Genomic DNA, 17613 nt, shown 5'->3' on the forward strand with positions numbered 1-17613 from the left:
CGGGGACCGCCAGGCCGGGAGCCGAGCCGCGGACCGCCATGCCGGGAACCAAGCCGGGGACCACCGGGCCGGCGACCAGGCCACAGACCACCGAGCCCGGAACCAACCCACAGACGACCATGCCGGGAACCAAGCCGCGGACCGCCGGGCCCGGAACCAACCCACAGACCGCCGGGCCCGGAACCGAGCCGGGGGCGGTCATGGCGGGAACCGAGCCGCGGGCCGCCGGGCCGGGGACCGAGTCGGGGGCGGTCGGGCCGGGGACCGAGTCGGGGGCGGTCGGGTCGGATGGTGGGGTGCCGTTGCCCGAGCGGATCGAGGGGCTTCTCCTCGGTCTCGCCGCGGGGGACGCCGCCGGCTGGCCCGCCGCCCGGCACCGGGCCGCCCGGATGCCGCAGTGGACCCGTCGGCTCACCCGCGAGCTGGACACCTTCGCCGAGCAGAACGCGACCACCACCCTCCCCGTCCCCATCGCCCTGAACCAGCCCCCGGAACCGCTGCGCCTCGGTCCCTCGGACGACGCCGAGTGGGCGGCGTTCGCGGCGGAGGCGGTGCTGCGGGCCGGGGACGACAGCGCGCTCGGGGACCTGAGCCGGGACCGCCGGATGCGGGCGGCGATCGACCTGACTTGGAACGCCGTCGCCAGCGAGGTCGCCGCGGCGTCCGAACGTGCCCCCGAGGTCGAGTCGGCGGTCCTGCCGCTGCGCGCCCGTATCTCGGTACGGGCCGGACTCGGCAACCTCGCCGCCGGCCTGCGCCCGCCCGCCACCGGGCACGACAACCCGCACTACTTCGACGACGCCGCCTGCGTCCGGGCCTGCGTCCTCGCCGTCGTCCATCCCGGCGCCCCGCGGCTCGCCGCCGACCTCGCCGAGTTCGACGCCCGCTACACCCAGGACGGCGACGGAGTGCACGGCGCCCGGGCGATGGCGGCGGCACTGGCGTGCGCCCTGGACGGCGCCGACGTCCACGCCTGCGTGTCGGCCGCGCTCGCCGAGCTCCCCGAGGCGACCGAGATCGGCCGCAACGCCCGCCAGGCACTGGCCCTCGCGGCGGACGCCGAGAGCACCTTCGCCCTCGTCCCGCTCCTCGAGCACCGGATCGTCGACCACGTGTACAGCTACGGCATCGCCGCCGCCGAGACCGTCCCGGTCGCCCTCGCCCTGGCAACCGCCGCCCGGGGCCGCATCGCGGAGGCGGTACCGGCGGCGGCCTGTCTGTCCAGGGTCGCGGACTCCGCCCCCGCGCTCGCGGGCGCCCTCACCGGCGCGCTGGGCGGCGGCGCGGCGGTCCCCGCGTCCTGGCGGGACGCCTGCCGCGTCCTGCCCGGCTGCGTACTGCCCCGGCTCACCGGCACCGACCTGGTCGAACTCGCCGGTCTCCTGCACGCCCGGCATCCGTCCCGACCGGAAGACCGACCGGATGCCCCACCAGCAGCCCGACCAGAAGCCCGACCCGAGGGACGACCAGAAGGACGAGACACCCCATGACACCCATCACCGCGGAAGCCGGCACGGCGAGCCTGGACGAGCGCGTCACCGGCGCCCTCGTCGGCGCTGCCGTCGGCGACGCGCTCGGCGGACCGGTCGAGGGCTACTCCCCCGAGCAGATCCTCGAACGCCACGGCGGCCGGATCCACGGCATCGTCGGCCCCTGGAACGGCGACGCCTGGCGCACCGCCCGCCCCGTCGCGCCGTACCACAAGGGCGACGGCCACGTCACCGACGACACCCTGATGACCCACGCACTGGTCCGGGTCTACGCCACGGTCCGCGACCACCTCGACGCGTACGCGGTCGCCGAGCACCTGGTCCCGGACCTGATCACGCACCCGCGCTGGATCCCCGAGCTGGAGGCCGAGGCACTCCCGCTCCAGCGGATCTTCCTGGCGGAGAAATGGCTGGTGGCGCGGATCCACTACGGCCACGTCGACCCGCGCGAGGCCGGCACCGGCAACATCGTCAACTGCGGTGCCGCGATGTACATGGCCCCGGTCGGCCTGGTCAACGCGGCCCACCCCTCGGCCGCCTACGCCGAGGCCCTGGACGTCGCGGGCGCGCACCAGTCGTCGTACGGGCGTGAGGCGGCCGGTGTCTTCGCGGCGGCGGTCGCCGCGGCGTGCGCCCCTGGGGCGACACCGGAGTCGGTGGTGGCGGCCGCGCTGTCCCTGGCCAAGGACGGCACCCGCGCGGCGATCGAGGCGGTCTGCGACGTGGCCGCGCGCCACTCGGACTTCGAGTCGGCGCTCGCACCGCTGAGGGAAGCGGTCACCCCGTACGACACGGTGGGACCCGACTACCGGGCGCCCTCCCTTGCCGCCCGCCGCCCGTCCCGGCTGCACGCGATCGAGGAGCTGCCCGTCGCGCTCGGCATGCTGCTCGTCTCCGGCGGCGACTTCCGGCACGCGGTCCTCGGCGCGGTCAACTACGGCCGGGACTGCGACTCCATCGCCACGATGGCGGGCGCGCTGGCCGGGGCGCTGGGCTCGCCGGTGCCGGAAGACTGGGCCAAGACGGTCGCGGAGGCGAGCCGCCTGGACCTGTGGCAGCCGGCGACGACGCTCACCGAGGTCGCGCGGGAGGTCTTCGAGCGGGACGTCAGGCGGCGCCGCGCCCACGAGCGGGCGTTCGCCGCGATCGGAGGCCCGGGATGCTCCGACTGACCTGGGCGCAGCCCGAGGACCTGATCGGGCACGAGCTGCGCCAGGCGGCCCAGGACGGCCGCGACGCGTCGGCGGTCGCGGCCCGCTGGCGGGCGGCGGGCGGCCGCGAGGCCCCCGCCCGGGCCGGCGCCTCCCCGCAGCCGGCCTCCCCTCATCTGCGCCTGCTGGCGGAGGACCTGCTGGACGAACTGGCCGCGCTGCCGAGCCCCTTGGCGGACGCGGAGCCGACGGACCTGGCGGACATCAGGAGGCTGTGCCCCGACTGGCCGGTGGCGGCGCCGCCACCGGCAGCGGGCCCGGCAGCGGGTCCGGCGGCGCTCCAGGACCCGGCCCTCCCGCTGCGCCTGGAGGCCGCCTGGCTGGGCCGGGCCGTCGGCTGCCTCCTCGGCAAACCCGTCGAGAAGCTCCCCCTCACCGGCATCCGACGCCTCGCCCGGGCCGCCGGCAACTGGCCGCCGACCACGTACTTCACCGCCCGGGGCCTGCCCCGCGACCTGCTCGCCGCCCACCCCTGGAACCGCCGCTCCGCTCCGACCTCCCTCGCCGAGAACATCGACGGCATGCCGGAGGACGACGACCTCAACTACCCCCTCCTGGGCCTTCTGCTGCTCCAGCGTCACGGCAGGGACTTCACCACCGCCGACGTGGCGCGCGTCTGGCTCGACGAACTCCCGGCCGGCCGCACCTTCACCGCCGAACGCCTCGCCTACCGCAACCTCCTCAGCGGCCTCGAACCCCCGTACACCGCCCGCCACCGCAACCCCTTCCGCGAGTGGATCGGCGCCCTGATCCGCGCCGACGTGCACGGCTGGACCAACCCCGGCGACCCGGCCGCCGCCGCCGGGCAGGCGCACCGCGACGCGACCCTCACGCACACCGCGGGCGGCGTCCAGGCGGCGATGTTCGCGGCGGCCGTCATCGCCACCGCCGCCGGCGGCGGACACGACGTCCACGCCTGTCTGCGGGCCGGCCTCGCGGTCGTACCGCCCGGCTCGCGCCTCGCCCGGGCCGTCCGCCACGCCGTACGGCTGGCCGGCGCGCACCCCGACTTCGACACGGTCGTGGACGAACTCCACGCCGTCCACTCCCCCGCCCACCACTGGGTGCACGCCGTCCCCAACACCGCCCTGATCGCCGCCGCGCTCACCCACGCGGACGGCGACTTCACCGGCTCGGTCTCCCGTGCCGTGTCGGGCGGCTGGGACACCGACTCCAACGGCGCCACCGCCGGCTGCGTCGCCGGCCTGCTCGCCGGTTCCCCCGCCGCCCTGCCCGAGCACTGGACGGCGCCGCTGAAGAACCGCCTGGCCACCTCCGTCGGCGGCTTCGACGGGACCGGCTTCGACACCCTCGCCCACCTCACCCACCGGGAGGCCACCCGCCCATGCCCCAGTCCGACGTGACCGCCTCCACCTCCGCCTCCGCCGCCTCCGCGGCTTCCGCCCCCGCACCCACCCCCGCCCCGCTGGCCGGCCTGCGCGTCCTCGACCTCGCCACCCTCTTCGCGGGACCGCTCGCCGCCACCATGCTCGGCGACTTCGGCGCCGAGGTGATCAAGGTCGAGCACCCCACCCGGCCCGATCCCTCCCGGGGACACGGCCCGTCGAAGGACGGCGTGGGCCTGTGGTGGAAGTTGCTGGGCCGCAACAAGCACACGATCACCCTGGACCTGTCCAAGCCCGCAGGTCGCACCACCCTGCTCCGTCTCGCCGCGACGGCGGACGTCGTCGTCGAGAACTTCCGCCCGGGCACCCTGGAGAAGTGGGACCTGGGCTGGGACGAGCTGTCCGCCGTCAACCCGCGCCTGGTCCTCACCCGGGTCACCGGCTTCGGCCAGTTCGGCCCGTACGCGCGCCGCCCCGGCTTCGGCACCCTCGCCGAGGCCATGAGCGGCTTCGCCGCGATGACCGGCGAACCGGACGCGCCCCCGACGCTGCCGCCGTTCGGCCTCGCCGACTCGATCGCCGCGCTGGCGACGGCGTACGCCGTGATGACGGCGCTGGCCGCCCGGGAGCGCACCGGCGAGGGCCAGGTCGTCGACATGGCGATCATCGAGCCGATCCTGACCGTCCTCGGCCCGCAGCCCACCTGGTACGACCAGCTCGGCCACGTCCAGCCGCGCACCGGCAACCGCTCCCAGAACAACGCCCCGCGCAACACCTACCGCACCGCCGACGGCGACTGGGTCGCCGTGTCCACCTCGGCGCAGTCGGTCGCCGAGCGCGTGATGCGCCTGGTGGGCCGCCCGGAGCTGATCGACGAACCCTGGTTCGCGACGGGCGGCGACCGGGCCCGGCACGCCGACGTGCTGGACACGGCGGTCGGCGACTGGATCGCCCGGCACACCCGCGCCGACGTGCTCACCGCCTTCGAGAAGGCCGAGGCGGCGGTCGCTCCGGTCCAGGACGTGCGGGACGTGATGAGCGACCCGCAGTACCAGGCCCTCGACACCGTCACCACCGTCGACGATCCCGAGCTGGGCCCGCTGCGCATGCAGAACGTCCTCTTCCGGCTCTCCGCGACCCCGGGGGCGATCCGCTGGGCGGGCCGCCCGCACGGCGCGGACACCGAGGAGGTACTGACCGGGCTTGGGCTCACCCCGGCGGACGTGAAGGAGCTGCGCGAGGAGGGCGTCGTATGAACGCGCCCCCGCTGACCTGGTTGTACGCGCCCGGGGACCGGCCCCGGGTGGTCGCCAAGGCGCTGGCCGCCGGTGCCGACGTGGTGGTGGTCGACCTGGAGGACGCGGTCGCCGCCGACCGCAAGGAGTACGCCCGCGACGCCACCGCCGAGCTGCTCACCGAGCCGCAGCCGGTGCCGGTGCACGTCCGCGTCAACGCCCTGGACGGGCCGTTCGCCGCCGGGGACCTGGCGGCGCTGGCCGCGCTGCCGGGACTGTCCGGGCTGCGGCTGCCCAAGGTGACCTCCCCGGAGCAGGTGACCGGCGTCGCCGCGACCACCGGCGGGCCACCGCTGTACGCCCTGCTGGAGACGGCCCTCGGGGTGGAGCGGGCGTACCGGATCGCCGCCGCCCACCCGTCGCTGCGCGGCATCGCCCTCGGCGAGGCGGATCTCCGTGCCGACCTGGGGGTACGTGGGGACACCGGCCTGGACTGGTCGCGCTCGCGGGTGGTCGTGGCCGCGCGGGCGGCGGGTCTTGCGCCGCCGTCGCAGACGGTGCATCCGGACACGCGGGACCTGGAGGGTCTGGCCGCGTCCTGCGCGCACGGCCGTGCCCTGGGCTTCCTCGGGCGGGCGGCGATCCACCCCCGCCAGTTGCCGATCATCGAGCGGGCGTATCTGCCGACCGAACGGGAGCTGGAGGAGGCGGAGACGATCGTCAAGGCGGCGACGGTCCAGCCGGGCGCGCAGGCGCTGCCGGACGGCCGGTTCATCGACGCGGCGGTTGTGGCGACGGCCCGGCGCACCCTGTCCCTGGCCCGGCGGCCCGCCCTGTCCTGACCGGAGTGTCCCGGCACACGCCGAGGGCGCCCGGGGAAGTCCCGGGCGCCCTCGGCGGCGTATACGGCGGGCCGTCAGCCCTTCTTGGCGGTGTCGGCCCCGTCCTTCACGGTCTCGGAGCTCCTGGCGTCGTCCTTCGCGTCGTCTTTCGCGTCGTCGGCCTCGTCCGCGGGCTCGGATTCTTCTGCGCGTCCGGCCGCGTCCCCGCCGTCGGACTCCTTCGCGTGCCCGGCATCGTCCGCGTCGTCGGCTTCCTTCGCGTCGTCGGCTCCGGTGTCCGCGGGGTCCGCCTCCGCGTCCGCCTTCGCGGCGTCCCCGGCGTCGCCGTCGGACGGCTCCGCGCCCCGCTCGACCACGGCCTCCCGGCCCGGCCGCATCCGCGCCGAGAGCACGATGTACAGCACGGCGAGCAGGAACACGAACAGCGCGGTCCAGTTGTTCAGCCTGAGGCCCAGGATGTGGTGGGCGTCGTCGACGCGCAGGTACTCGATCCAGAACCGGCCCGCGCAGTACGCGGCGACGTACAGCGCGAAGGCCCGCCCGTGGCCGAGCTTGAAGCGGCGGTCGGCCCAGATGACGAGGAAGGCGACGCCGACGCACCACAGCGACTCGTACAGGAACGTCGGGTGGTAGGTGCCCGGCACCCGTCCGTCGGCCGTCGAGGTGATCTCGAGGGCCCACGGCAGGTCGGTCGCCTTGCCGTACAGCTCCTGGTTGAACCAGTTGCCCCAGCGGCCGATGGCCTGCGCGAGGGCGATGCCGGGGGCGACGGCGTCGGCGTACGCCGGCATCGGGACGCCCATGCGGCGGGCGCCGATCCAGGCGCCCACCGCGCCGAACGCGATCGCGCCCCAGATGCCGAGGCCGCCCTCCCAGATCTTGAAGGCGTCGACCCAGTCACGGCCCTCGCTGAAGTAGAGCTGGTAGTCCGTGATCACGTGGTAGAGGCGTCCGCCGACCAGACCGAAGGGAACGGCCCAGACCGCGATGTCGGCCACTGTGCCGGACCGCCCGCCCCGGGCGACCCAGCGCTTGTTGCCGAGCCAGACGGCAACGAAGACGCCGATGATGATGCAGAACGCGTAGCCGCGCAGCGGGATGGGACCGAGGTGCAGCACCCCGCGCGACGGGCTGGGAATGAAGGCAAGTTCCATGGCAGGGTCGACGCTACCGTGTCGGACGGGACGCGCGGCGGGCAGCCCGGCTACGGGTCCGTAACGAGCGGGCGCGCTACTTGTTGGCCTCCTCCACCATCTGCTTGAACTTGGCCGGTGTCATCGAGCGGTCCTGGTAGATGTTCTTGCCGTCCAGGAGCACCGTCGGCGTGCCGCTGAAGCCGCCGTCCTGGAAGGCCTTGTTGGACTTCTCCACCCAACTGTTGTGCTTGCCGTTCTTCACGCACTCCTGGAAGAGGGTGGTGTCGAGGCCGTCGACCTCGCCCGCCAGGTCGAGCAGCTTGTTCTCGTCGGCGAAGGCGTCGTCGGTCTCGGACGGCTGGTTGTCGTACAGCACGTCGTGGTAAGGGGTGAACTTTCCGGCGTCCTGGGCGCAGGCCGCGGCATTGGCGGCCTTGCGGGAGCCGGTGCCGCCCATGTTGCCGTCGATGATCGTGGCCAGGTGGTATTCCACCTTGAGCTTTCCGGCGTCGGTCAGCTCGTGGACGGTGTCGCGGTACGCCAGCTCGAAGGCCTTGCAGGCCGGGCAGCGGAAGTCCTCCCAGATGGTGAGCGTGGACTTGGCGCTCTCCTTGCCGACGGGGATCGCGAGGCCGTCCTTGCCCTGCGCGCCGGAGGGCGCCACGATCGGCCCGGCGGACTCGCTGCCGTCGTCCTTGCCCGCGTTCGCGGCGACCACGCCGATCACCGCCGCGAGCCCCAGGACGCAGACCACGCTCGCGCCGACGATCAGCGCGCGGCGGCGCTTGTCCCTGGACTTCTGCTTCTCGCGCTCGGCTGCCAGCTTCTCGCGGGCGCCGCGCTTTCCCTGTCGGTTCTTCTCGCTCACACCCCGCAGAACGAACCGGGGAGGCGCAGCGCGCCTCCCCGGTCCCAGGTCCACCCGTACGAGGGACCCGTATGACTTACCTGCCGTTACGCCCGGTCTCCCGGTCTACGCCTGCCCGCGCACGCCCTTCGCGAGGTCGGCGGCGAGTGCGCGGACGCCCTCCAGGCCGGCCGCGTCGTCGGGGGCGTCCAGCATGCGCTTGACGAACGCCGAGCCGACGATGACGCCGTCGGCGAAGCGGGCGACCTCGGCGGCCTGTGCGGCGTTGGAGACGCCGAGGCCGACACAGACCGGGGTGTCGGTGGTGGCGCGGGTGCGCCGCACCAGGTCCTCGGCCTGCGCGCCGACCGACTCGCGGGTGCCGGTGACGCCCATGAGGGAGGCGGCGTAGACGAAGCCGCTGCCGGCCGCGGTGATCTCGGCGAGCCGTGCGTCCCGGCTGCTGGGCGCGACCACGAAGACCGTGGCGAGCCCGTGCTTGTCGGCGTGCTCCCTCCACAGCGCCGACTCCTGCACGGGCAGGTCGGGCAGGATGCACCCGGCGCCGCCCGCCTCGGCCAGCTCGCTGGTGAAGCGCTCGACGCCGTAGCGGTCGATGGGGTTCCAGTAGGTCATGACGAGGATCGGCTTGCCGGTGGCCTCGTGCGCCTGACGGACGGTGCGCATCACGTCGGCGATCCGCACACCGCCGCGCAGGGCGATGTCGTCGGCGGTCTGGATGACCGGGCCGTCCAGGACGGGGTCGCTGTGCGGCAGTCCCACCTCGACGACGTCGGCGCCGCCGTCGAGGGCGGCCTTGATCGCCTCGATGCCGCCGGTGACGGTCGGGAACCCGGCAGGGAGGTAGGCGATCAGGGCGGCGCGCCCCTCGGCCTTCGTCGCGGCGAGGGTGTCGTTCAGCAGTCGCACGTTCCCGCTCACTTGGCGTCCCCCTCGATCTCCGCGGCGCCGGTCTCGTCGGCCGCGACCTCGGCGTCGGTGTCGTACAGCCCGAAGTAGCGGGCCGCGGTGTCCATGTCCTTGTCGCCGCGGCCGGACAGGTTGACCACGATCAGCCCGTCCTTGCCCAGCTCCTCGCCGACCTCCAGGGCCCCGGCCAGCGCGTGGGCGCTCTCGATGGCCGGGATGATGCCCTCGGTGCGCGACAGCAGGCGCAGGGCCCGCATGGCGGCGGCGTCGGTGACCGCGCGGTACTCGCCGCGGCCGGAGTCCTTGAGGTAGGCGTGCTCGGGTCCGATGCCCGGGTAGTCCAGGCCGGCCGAGATCGAGTACGGCTCGGTGATCTGGCCCTCGTCGTCCTGGAGGACGTAGGACCGGGAGCCGTGCAGGATGCCGGGCTCGCCCGCGGTCAGGGTGGCCGCGTGCTCGCCGCTCTCGACGCCGTGCCCGGCGGGCTCGCAGCCGATGAGGCGGACGTCGGCGTCGGGGATGAAGGCGTGGAAGAGACCGATGGCGTTGGAGCCGCCGCCGACGCAGGCGATCGCGGCGTCGGGGAGGCGTCCGGCCTGCTCCAGGAGCTGGCGGCGGGCCTCGACGCCGATGACACGGTGGAAGTCGCGCACCATCGCCGGGAAGGGGTGGGGCCCGGCGACGGTGCCGAACAGGTAGTGGGTGCGGTCGACGTTGGCGACCCAGTCGCGGAAGGCCTCGTTGATCGCGTCCTTCAGCGTGCGGCTGCCGGACTTCACGGCGATGACCTCGGCGCCGAGCATCCGCATGCGGGCCACGTTGAGGGCCTGGCGCCGGGTGTCGATCTCGCCCATGTAGATGGTGCAGTCGAGGCCGAAGAGGGCGCAGGCCGTCGCCGTGGCCACGCCGTGCTGGCCGGCGCCGGTCTCGGCGATCACGCGGGTCTTGCCCATGCGCCTGGTGAGCAGGGCCTGGCCGAGCACGTTGTTGATCTTGTGCGAGCCGGTGTGGTTCAGGTCCTCGCGCTTGAGGAAGACCCGGGCACCGCCGGCGTGCTCGGCGAAGCGGGGCACCTCGGTGAGGGACGAGGGGCGGCCGGTGTAGTGGACGAGCAGGTCGTCCAGTTCGCGGGCGAACTCCGGGTCGGACTTGGCCTTGTCGTACTCGACGGCGACCTCGTCCACGGCGGCGACGAGGGCCTCCGGGATGAACTTGCCGCCGTACGCGCCGAAGTAGCCTTCGGGGCTCGGGGTTTGACCCTCCGGGTCGGGGATGAAGAAGTTGCTGGGCATGCGGGTACCTCACGGTGAGTGTCTGGTGGGGACTAATCGCCGTGGGGGCGGGGTGTTGTCTGTCGGCTGCCGGCCCGTTGTGGCTGGTCGCGCCCACGCGACGGAGTCGCAGATTCACTACAGCCCCGCGCCCCTAGGTTGGCTGGTGCCATCGCATGCCGTTGACCTGCCCGGGTTCGTCTCCGATGACGTATCGCACCCTGCGGCCGTGCACCCGGCGGGCGGGGGCGCGGCAGCCTCGGGGGCGGCAGCCGCGCGCGAGGCGGGCGTACGGGTCCCGGGAGGTTGGGGTGAGGGGGAGCGTCGTCATCGGGGTCAGCCTAGCGGGGTGTCAGCCCCGGCCGTGGCGCAGTGCCGGGTGTTCGCCTGCCGCCACCAGGTCGGAGACGGCCGTCTTCGGGTCGCGGCCGGTCACCAGGGACTCGCCGACCAGGACGGCGTCGGCGCCCTCGTTGGCGTAGGCGATGAGGTCGTGCGGGCCGCGGACGCCGGACTCGGCGACCTTGACGATGTGCGCGGGGATCTCCGGGGCGACCCGCTCGAACGTGCCGCGGTCGACCTCGAGCGTCTTCAGGTTGCGCGCGTTGACGCCGATGACCTTGGCGCCGGCGTCCACCGCGCGCTCGACCTCGTCCTCGTCGTGCACCTCGACGAGCGGGGTGAGTCCGATGGACTCGGCGCGCTCGATCAGCGACTCCAGGGCCGGCTGCTCGAGGGCCGCGACGATCAGCAGCACGAGGTCGGCGCCGTGCGCCCGGGCCTCCCACAACTGGTACGAGGTGACGACGAAGTCCTTGCGCAGCACGGGGATGTCCACACGCGCGCGGACATCGTCCAGGTCGGCGAGCGAGCCGCCGAAGCGGCGCTCCTCGGTGAGGACGGAGATGACGGCGGCGCCGCCCGCCTCGTAGTCCGCGGCGAGTGCGGCCGGGTCGGCGATGGCCGCGAGCGCGCCCTTGGACGGGCTGGAGCGCTTGACCTCGCAGATGACCTTGACACCGTCGCCGCGCAGCGCGGACACGCCGTCCTTGGCGGGGCGAGCCTGGGCCGCGCGCTCCTTGAGCTCGTCGAGGCTGACGCGCGCCTGCCGCTCCGCGAGGTCGGCACGGACTCCGTCGATGATCTCGTCGAGCACACTCACGCGAGCGGCCCCCTTTCTGACGGCAAAACGTGTGGTCACTGTGATGGTATCCGGAACCGGGCACGGGTCCCGCATCCGGCCGACGCCGGTCCCTGGCCCGCCCGGACGTCCGTCGGACGATCAAGGCAGGAGCGTGCCGCCGAACGGCAGGTTCCGGACGACCGTGAAGACCAGCAGCAACGTCCCCAGCGTCCACAGGTGGACCGGTCCGAGGTCGACCCGGACGGGACGTCCGCGGGCGGCGCGGATCACCCAGACGGTCCACAGGACGGCGAAGCCCAGATAGGCGAGGACGGCGGGCGCGTTGGCGTGCAGCGCGGCCGGCATGTCGCCGTGGACGAAGGCGTGGGCGCTGCGCAGGCCGCCGCAGCCGGGGCAGAAGATGCCCGTGAAGCGCAGCAGGGGGCAGACGGGATAGTGGCCGGGCTCGTAGGGGTCCACGCTGCCCACGTACGCGAAGGCCCCGGCGACGGCCGCGAGCACTCCGGCCGGGACGGCCAGGCGCGCGAACGCGCCCCGCGTCGGGGCCCTGGACCGGCTCATGGCGGGGGTCGGGGTCGGCTTACCGCTGTCGGCGTCCACGCCCGCATTCTGCCCCCGGCGTTCCGCACGCGCACGTGAGGGGCGGTTCCCGGCACCCTGTGCCGGTCCGCCCCTCGTGGGGTCCGTGGCCCGCCGTGCCCGGTCAGCCCTTGGCGCCGGCCTCCGCACGGTCGCCCGCGACCTGGTGCACGGGGTGGTTCCGCTTCGGCTGGCCGAGGCCCATCATCCGCATGATGTAGCCCACGACACCGCCGAGGAGCACGACCGCCATGCCGGCCCAGAAGCCCCACGGCTGGGCGGCCACCATGAACATGCCCGCGATGCAGAAACCGATGAAGGCGATGATGACACCGGTCCAGGCGGCCGGGGTGTGACCGTGGCTGCTGCCCGCCATTGCTTGCTCCTCGTTCTGTGTGCCATGTCTGAGCAGGACGCTCGCGCCCATTGTCCCGCACGGGGGCACGCGCCGTGAGCGGGGGTGCTCCGGCGGGTGAACGGCGGAGTTGAACGAACCTGGACGCGGGCCTGAACCCGGACCTGAACGCGGGTCAGGCGCTGGTCGGGTCCTCGCCTCGGTCGATGGCCTTCCAGAGGTCCTCGGGGCGGTTCGGGTCGACGGGCTGCGGCCTGCGGCGCGGGCGCGGGGTGCCGTCGCGCTCGTAGCGGCCGGACATCGCGGGCCACTGGCGGCCGTAGCGCAGCGCGAGCAGCCCGGCCAGCAGGAGCAGGGCGCCGCCCACGGCGGCGACGTAGGGCCAGGCGGTGTGGGAGAGCGCGTCCACGGTGGCCGAGGTGTCGCCGGCGGCCTTGGCGGCCTGGTCGTCCAGCGCGGAGCTGTCGGAGGCACCGAGCAGGGCGGCGGCGACGGTGCCCGCGCCGCTCAGCGCGAGCAGGGCGGCGACGGCGAAGCGGCCCGCCCGGCGGACGGCGAAGACGGCGACGAGCGCGGCGAGGCCCACTATGGCGAGCGCCGCGGGTACGCCCGTGACGTCGCTGCCCGTGGCGGTCAGGGGAAACGCGCCGCCGGCCACCGTCGCGGTGCCCTGCGCCCACTCCTGCCGGGTGGCGAGCAGGGCGACGGCGGCGCCGAGCGCGCCGCACATCAGGGCTACGGCGAGGCTCCGGCGGCCGGCCCGGGCGGGTCCTGCGGCTGGGGTGCGGGGGTGCGGAACGGCTGTCACGTACTCCACTATCACCCGAACCCCGGGCGAACCGTCACCCGGGGTTCGAATTGGCGGGCGTGAGAATCGCCCTACCGTCCCGACCGGCCCGCCCTATTGCGTCAACCGGTTGGCCGTGTGTACGGCCCGCAGGACCGCCGCCGCCTTGTTGCGGCACTCGGTGTCCTCGGCGACCGGGTCGGAGTCGGCGACGACTCCCGCGCCCGCCTGGACGTAGGCGGTGCCGTCGCGCAGCAGCGCCGTGCGGATGGCGATGGCGGTGTCGGAGTCGCCCGCGAAGTCGAGGTAGCCGACACAGCCGCCGTACACGCCGCGCCGGGAGGGTTCGAGTTCGTCGATGATCTGCAGGGCGCGCGGCTTGGGCGCGCCGGAGAGGGTGCCGGCCGGGAAGCAGGCGGTGAGGACGTCGAAGGCGGTGCGGTCCGGGGACACCCGGCCGGTGACCGTGGAGACGATGTGCATGACGTGCGAGTACCGCTCGACGGACATGAAGTCGACGACCTCGACGGAGCCGGGTTCGCAGACGCGCCCGAGGTCGTTGCGGCCGAGGTCGACCAGCATGAGGTGCTCGGCGCGCTCCTTGGGGTCGGCAAGCAGTTCGTCGGCGAGGGCCTGGTCCTCCTGCGGGGTGGCGCCGCGCGGGCGGGTGCCGGCGATGGGGTGCACCATGGCGTGCCCGTCCTCGACCTTGACCAGCGCCTCGGGCGACGACCCGACGACGTCGAAGCCGTCGAGGCGGAGCAGGTACATGTACGGGGAGGGGTTGGTGGCCCGCAGCACCCGGTACACGTCCAGGGCGCTCGCCGTGCACGGCGTCTCGAACCGCTGTGAGGGGACGACCTGGAAGGCCTCGCCCGCGCGGATGCGCTCCTTGATGTCCTCGACGGCCTCCTGGAAGTCGGGGCCGCCCCACAGCGCGGTGTACTCGGGCAGCTCGGAGGGCGGCAGCGCGGCCGGGGGCTGGGCGACCGCGCGCGTGAGGTCGGCCTCCATGACGTCCAGGCGGGCGATCGCGTCGGCGTAGGCCTCGTCGACGCCGGTCTCCAGGTCGTTGTGGTTGATCGCGTTGGCGATCAGGAGGACCGAGCCCTCCCAGTGGTCCATGACGGCGAGGTCGCTGGTGAGCAGCATGGTCAGCTCGGGGAGTCTCAGGTCGTCCCGCTCCCCCGGGCCGACCTTCTCGAGGCGGCGCACGATGTCGTAGCCGAGGTAGCCGACCATGCCGCCGGTGAAGGGGGGCAGGCCCAGGTCGTGGGCGAGGTCGCGCGGGGTGTGCAGGGCCTGGACGGTGGCGCGCAGGGCGGCGAGCGGGTCGCCGTCGGTGGGGACGCCGACGGGCGGGGAGCCTTCCCAGTGGGCCTGCCCTTCCTTCTCCGTGAGGGTGGCGGCGCTGCGGACGCCGACGAAGGAGTACCGGGACCAGGAGCGCCCGTTCTCCGCGGACTCCAGCAGGAAGGTGCCGGGCCGCTCGGCGGCGAGCTTGCGGTACAGGGCCACGGGGGTGTCGCCGTCGGCGAGGAGCTTGCGGCTCACCGGGATCACCCGGCGGTCGGCGGCCAGCTTGCGGAAGGTGTCGAGGTCCATGTCGTCCATGGCGGCAGACCCTACTGACCCGCGCCGGGCGCGCCGGCGCCCGCGGGGCCCTCGGTCTCCTCGGCGTCCTCGATCTCCTCGGCGTCCTCGGCGAGGAGGACGTCGGCGTCGAAGCAGGTGCGGGCGCCGGTGTGGCAGGCGTCGCCGACCTGGTCGACCTTGACCAGCACGGTGTCGGCGTCGCAGTCCAGGGCGACCGACTTCACCCACTGGAAGTGCCCGGAGGTGTCGCCCTTGACCCAGTACTCCTGGCGGCTGCGCGACCAGTAGGTGCAGCGGCCCGTGGTCAGCGTGCGGTGCAGTGCCTCGTCGTCCATCCAGCCGAGCATCAGCACCTCTCCGGTGTCGTACTGCTGGGCGATGGCGGGCAGGAGGCCGTCGGCGCCGCGCTTGAGGCGGGCCGTGATCTCCGGGGCGAGCGGGCTGGGCCGCCGGGGGGAGCTGCTGGTCATGCGCCCCATTGTGCCGCGCGGGACGGACACGCCCCGGGGCCGTCCATTGGGCGGACCCGGCCGGCCGCCGTAGGCTGACTCCATGTCGACTTTCGCCAAGCGTGAACGACTTCTGCTCGCGGATCTGTTGGAAACGGCGGGTCCGGACGCCCCGACCCTGTGCGACGGCTGGCGCACCCGTGACCTCGCCGCCCACGTGGTGGTGCGCGAGCGCCGCCCTGACGCCGCCGGGGGCACCCTGATCAAGCAGCTCGCGTCCCGGCTCGACCGGGTGATGGAGGAGTACGGCGCGAAGCCGTACGAGGAACTGCTCCAGCTCATCCGCACCGGCCCTCCCCGGTTCTCGCCGTTCCAGCTCAAGCAGGTCGACGAGGCGGCGAACACGGTGGAGTTCTACGTGCACACCGAGGACGTCCGCCGTGCCCAGCCCGACTGGTCGCCGCGCGAGCTGGACCCGGTGTTCCAGGACGCCCTGTGGTCCCGCCTGGAGCGCGCGGCCCGCCTGATGGGCCGCGGCCTCCCGACGGGCCTCGTGCTGCGCCGCCCCGACGGCCAGACGACGGTCGCCCACCGGGGTACGCCGGTGGTGACGGCGACGGGCGAGCCGTCCGAGCTGCTGCTGTTCGCGTACGGCCGGCAGAGCGCCGCGAAGGTGGAGCTGGAGGGCGAGCAGGACGCGATCGCCAAGCTCCGGGAGAAGCGGCAGCTCGGGATCTGAGGTCCGCCTCTCGCTGGCTCTCACTGCCTCTCACGTCGGCAGTTCGGCCCGGCGTACCCCCGGTGCGCACAGGGCGACGATCCCGCCGAGGCCGCAGACCGCGGCGCTGACGGCGAAGACCGGGCCGGTGCCCCAGACGCCGATGGCGGCGGCGGACAGCGGCATGCTCAGCGGCGCGATGCCCAGGCTGACGATCCCGGAGACCGCCGTGACGCGCCCCAGGAGGGCGGGGGCGGACTGGGTCTGGAGCAGGGCCCCGCACAGGGCGCCGCTGAGCCCCGCGAGCAGGCCGACGAGCAGCGCCGTGACGACGGCCACGGGAAGGGCGGGCGCCTGGGCGAGGGCGCCGATCGCGACCGCGCCGGGGATGATGGCGCCGGCCAGGACGTACCCGGCGTGCGGCACGCGTCCGTGGACGGTCAGCAGCAGGGCCGCCGCCCCGGCGCCCACCCCGAAGCCGGCGAGTGTCCAGCCCATTCCGGAGGCTCCCCAGCCGCGTTCGTCGGCGAGCAGGGTCAGGCCGATGTTGAGCGGGCCGACGAAGCCGAGGTCGCCGAGGGCGATGACCAGCATCAGCGGGCCGAGGACGCGGTGCCGGCGGATGTATCGGAGCCCGTCCCGCAGGTCCCGCCACGCGGTGCCGCCGGGAGCGGCCGCCGCGTCGTCGGGGGGCAGCTCGCGCATCCGTACGGAGACCAGCAGCGGTACGGACACGGCGATCAGCAGACCGGCGAAGGCGAAGGCCGCCGCCGCGCCGCCGATCGCCACCCCGAGGCCGCCGAGCGGGGCACCCACGACGGAGGAGAAGCGGATGGCGAGGCCCCGCATGCCCTGGACGCGGGCGAGCTGGTCATTGCCCGTCAGACGCGCCGGGAGCGCCCCGACGGCGGGCAGGAAGAGGGCGTCCACCGCACCGAAGACGAGGGCGAGAACGGCGAGGAGCCACAGTCCCGGGTCGGTCGCGAAGAGCAGCGCGGCCACCAGGAGGACGGCCACGCACCGTACGGTGTCGCTGCCGATGACGACCCTGCGCGGTCCCAGCCGGTCGACGATCACTCCCCCGCCGAGCATGAGCAGCGCGCGCGGCACCGCGCTCACGGCCGTGACGATCCCGGCCTCGGCGGGGCTGCCGCGCTGCACGGCGGCCCAGGACAGCGCGAGGAAGAAGATGCTGTCGCCGAGCATGGAGGCGGTGTAGGCCGCGACCCAGCGCAGGACGTTGGCGTCGCGGTGGGCGGGACGGCCGGGGGTGAGCCGTGCCCTGTGGGTGGCTATGTCGGTGAGGTCGGACACCGGGTCATGCAGCCCAGGTGCGGAGCAGGCGGGCGGTCTCGTTGAGGTCGGTCTCGTCGCCGCGGATGTCGGAGACGAGTTTGGCCCAGTCGCCCGGCCGTGGGTCGATCGGCGTTCCGGAGGCCTCCATGTACGCCCGGATGCAGCCGATGCCGATCGACGCGTTGTAGTCCGTGAACGGTCGGAGCCTCAGCGCGGTGTGCAGGAATGTGGCCGCTCGGGTCGGGATCTCCTCGTAGTAGGGCTCTCCCGCGACACGCTCGTACCTGTGCCTCTCGGCCATGCAATGAAGGGCGCCCCAGTCCCGGATAGGTGTGTTCGGCGGCGAGGCCTCGACCTGGACGCAGAGGACCCAGCCGGCAT

At 74.1% G+C, this 17613-nt stretch carries 19 protein-coding genes; 6 read left to right on the top strand and 13 right to left on the bottom strand.

The window, feature by feature from the left end; translation table 11 throughout:
* Positions 1 to 119: 119 nt before the first annotated feature.
* Genes KUM40_RS35645 through KUM40_RS35665 form a run of 5 tightly spaced genes read left to right on the top strand, consistent with a single transcriptional unit; the run spans position 120 to position 6124 of the window.
* Positions 120 to 1490, top strand: a complete 1371-nt coding sequence (locus KUM40_RS35645) for an ADP-ribosylglycohydrolase family protein (RefSeq protein WP_374227450.1) — start codon at positions 120 to 122, stop codon at positions 1488 to 1490.
* Positions 1487 to 2662, top strand: coding sequence for an ADP-ribosylglycohydrolase family protein (locus KUM40_RS35650; protein ID WP_217170453.1), 1176 nt, complete (start codon positions 1487 to 1489; stop codon positions 2660 to 2662). Before KUM40_RS35645 ends, KUM40_RS35650 begins: the two co-directional genes overlap by 4 nt.
* Positions 2650 to 4065, top strand: coding sequence for an ADP-ribosylglycohydrolase family protein (locus KUM40_RS35655; RefSeq protein WP_217170454.1), 1416 nt, complete (start codon positions 2650 to 2652; stop codon positions 4063 to 4065). Before KUM40_RS35650 ends, KUM40_RS35655 begins: the two co-directional genes overlap by 13 nt.
* Positions 4047 to 5303, top strand: a complete 1257-nt coding sequence (locus KUM40_RS35660) for a CaiB/BaiF CoA-transferase family protein (RefSeq protein ID WP_217170455.1) — start codon at positions 4047 to 4049, stop codon at positions 5301 to 5303. The genes KUM40_RS35655 and KUM40_RS35660 overlap by 19 nt, the downstream gene beginning before the upstream one ends.
* Entirely contained in the window at positions 5300 to 6124 is an 825-nt protein-coding gene (locus KUM40_RS35665; RefSeq protein WP_217170456.1) for a CoA ester lyase, read from the top strand. Before KUM40_RS35660 ends, KUM40_RS35665 begins: the two co-directional genes overlap by 4 nt.
* Positions 6125 to 6198: 74 nt before the next feature.
* On the opposite strand, the gene lgt is transcribed toward KUM40_RS35665, so the two are convergent.
* The 11 genes from lgt to hisI form a co-directional block, all read right to left on the bottom strand.
* Positions 6199 to 7278, bottom strand: coding sequence for a prolipoprotein diacylglyceryl transferase (lgt, locus tag KUM40_RS35670; RefSeq protein WP_217170457.1), 1080 nt, complete (start codon positions 7276 to 7278; stop codon positions 6199 to 6201).
* 76 nt (positions 7279 to 7354) lie between these two features.
* Positions 7355 to 8128 carry a thioredoxin domain-containing protein gene (locus tag KUM40_RS35675; protein ID WP_217170458.1) on the bottom strand — a complete coding sequence of 258 codons (774 nt, stop codon included), beginning with the start codon at positions 8126 to 8128 and terminating at the stop codon, positions 7355 to 7357.
* 105 nt (positions 8129 to 8233) lie between these two features.
* Positions 8234 to 9049 carry a tryptophan synthase subunit alpha gene (trpA, locus tag KUM40_RS35680; protein WP_217170459.1) on the bottom strand — a complete coding sequence of 272 codons (816 nt, stop codon included), beginning with the start codon at positions 9047 to 9049 and terminating at the stop codon, positions 8234 to 8236.
* Positions 9046 to 10329, bottom strand: a complete 1284-nt coding sequence (trpB, locus tag KUM40_RS35685; RefSeq protein WP_217170460.1) for a tryptophan synthase subunit beta — start codon at positions 10327 to 10329, stop codon at positions 9046 to 9048. Before trpB ends, trpA begins: the two co-directional genes overlap by 4 nt.
* 133 nt (positions 10330 to 10462) lie before the next feature.
* The gene (gene trpM / locus KUM40_RS42760) at positions 10463 to 10639 is read right to left on the bottom strand and encodes a tryptophan biosynthesis modulator TrpM (RefSeq protein WP_374227451.1); all 177 of its coding nucleotides are present in this window, start codon (positions 10637 to 10639) and stop codon (positions 10463 to 10465) included.
* A 21-nt stretch (positions 10640 to 10660) separates the two neighbouring features.
* Positions 10661 to 11470, bottom strand: a complete 810-nt coding sequence (gene trpC / locus KUM40_RS35690) for an indole-3-glycerol phosphate synthase TrpC (protein ID WP_217170461.1) — start codon at positions 11468 to 11470, stop codon at positions 10661 to 10663.
* A 120-nt stretch (positions 11471 to 11590) separates the two neighbouring features.
* Complete coding sequence (locus KUM40_RS35695; protein ID WP_217170513.1) at positions 11591 to 12013, bottom strand: DUF2752 domain-containing protein; 423 nt, start codon at positions 12011 to 12013, stop codon at positions 11591 to 11593.
* Positions 12014 to 12155: 142 nt separating this feature from the next.
* Positions 12156 to 12407, bottom strand: coding sequence for an HGxxPAAW family protein (locus KUM40_RS35700; protein ID WP_217170462.1), 252 nt, complete (start codon positions 12405 to 12407; stop codon positions 12156 to 12158).
* Positions 12408 to 12561: 154 nt separating this feature from the next.
* Positions 12562 to 13203 (bottom strand): TIGR02234 family membrane protein, encoded by a 642-nt coding sequence (locus KUM40_RS35705; RefSeq protein WP_217170463.1) that lies wholly within the window; start codon positions 13201 to 13203, stop codon positions 12562 to 12564.
* Between the two features lie 84 nt (positions 13204 to 13287).
* Positions 13288 to 14778, bottom strand: coding sequence for an anthranilate synthase component I (locus KUM40_RS35710; RefSeq protein ID WP_217170514.1), 1491 nt, complete (start codon positions 14776 to 14778; stop codon positions 13288 to 13290).
* 20 nt (positions 14779 to 14798) lie between these two features.
* Positions 14799 to 15239, bottom strand: a complete 441-nt coding sequence (gene hisI / locus KUM40_RS35715) for a phosphoribosyl-AMP cyclohydrolase (RefSeq protein ID WP_217170464.1) — start codon at positions 15237 to 15239, stop codon at positions 14799 to 14801.
* Positions 15240 to 15321: 82 nt separating this feature from the next.
* Between hisI and KUM40_RS35720 the strand changes: the two genes are divergently transcribed.
* Positions 15322 to 15957, top strand: a complete 636-nt coding sequence (locus KUM40_RS35720; protein ID WP_217170465.1) for a TIGR03085 family metal-binding protein — start codon at positions 15322 to 15324, stop codon at positions 15955 to 15957.
* Between the two features lie 30 nt (positions 15958 to 15987).
* Here KUM40_RS35720 and KUM40_RS35725 read toward each other — a convergent pair whose 3' ends face one another.
* Together KUM40_RS35725 and KUM40_RS35730 are read right to left on the bottom strand one after the other, a co-directional pair.
* The gene (locus KUM40_RS35725; protein WP_308401307.1) at positions 15988 to 17250 is read right to left on the bottom strand and encodes an MFS transporter; all 1263 of its coding nucleotides are present in this window, start codon (positions 17248 to 17250) and stop codon (positions 15988 to 15990) included.
* Between the two features lie 4 nt (positions 17251 to 17254).
* Entirely contained in the window at positions 17255 to 17533 is a 279-nt protein-coding gene (locus tag KUM40_RS35730) for a hypothetical protein (protein WP_254396156.1), read from the bottom strand.
* Positions 17534 to 17613 lie beyond the last annotated feature (80 nt).

Source organism: Streptomyces sp. AC512_CC834 (assembly GCF_019049325.1).
Lineage (GTDB): Bacteria > Actinomycetota > Actinomycetes > Streptomycetales > Streptomycetaceae > Streptomyces.

Bases quoted from the DNA above. Each gene is read 5' to 3' on its own strand.
- KUM40_RS35645 (WP_374227450.1), top strand. From the start codon at position 120: ATGCCGGGAACCAAGCCGCGGACCGCCGGGCCCGGAACCAACCCACAG.
- trpM (WP_374227451.1), bottom strand. From the start codon at position 10,639: ATGACGACGCTCCCCCTCACCCCAACCTCCCGGGACCCGTACGCCCGC.
- KUM40_RS35695 (WP_217170513.1), bottom strand. From the start codon at position 12,013: ATGAGCCGGTCCAGGGCCCCGACGCGGGGCGCGTTCGCGCGCCTGGCC.
- KUM40_RS35720 (WP_217170465.1), top strand. From the start codon at position 15,322: ATGTCGACTTTCGCCAAGCGTGAACGACTTCTGCTCGCGGATCTGTTG.
- KUM40_RS35700 (WP_217170462.1), bottom strand. From the start codon at position 12,407: ATGGCGGGCAGCAGCCACGGTCACACCCCGGCCGCCTGGACCGGTGTC.
- lgt (WP_217170457.1), bottom strand. From the start codon at position 7,278: ATGGAACTTGCCTTCATTCCCAGCCCGTCGCGCGGGGTGCTGCACCTC.
- KUM40_RS35730 (WP_254396156.1), bottom strand. From the start codon at position 17,533: ATGGCCGAGAGGCACAGGTACGAGCGTGTCGCGGGAGAGCCCTACTAC.
- KUM40_RS35710 (WP_217170514.1), bottom strand. From the start codon at position 14,778: ATGGACCTCGACACCTTCCGCAAGCTGGCCGCCGACCGCCGGGTGATC.
- trpB (WP_217170460.1), bottom strand. From the start codon at position 10,329: ATGCCCAGCAACTTCTTCATCCCCGACCCGGAGGGTCAAACCCCGAGC.
- KUM40_RS35665 (WP_217170456.1), top strand. From the start codon at position 5,300: ATGAACGCGCCCCCGCTGACCTGGTTGTACGCGCCCGGGGACCGGCCC.
- hisI (WP_217170464.1), bottom strand. From the start codon at position 15,239: ATGACCAGCAGCTCCCCCCGGCGGCCCAGCCCGCTCGCCCCGGAGATC.
- KUM40_RS35655 (WP_217170454.1), top strand. From the start codon at position 2,650: ATGCTCCGACTGACCTGGGCGCAGCCCGAGGACCTGATCGGGCACGAG.
- KUM40_RS35660 (WP_217170455.1), top strand. From the start codon at position 4,047: ATGCCCCAGTCCGACGTGACCGCCTCCACCTCCGCCTCCGCCGCCTCC.
- KUM40_RS35650 (WP_217170453.1), top strand. From the start codon at position 1,487: ATGACACCCATCACCGCGGAAGCCGGCACGGCGAGCCTGGACGAGCGC.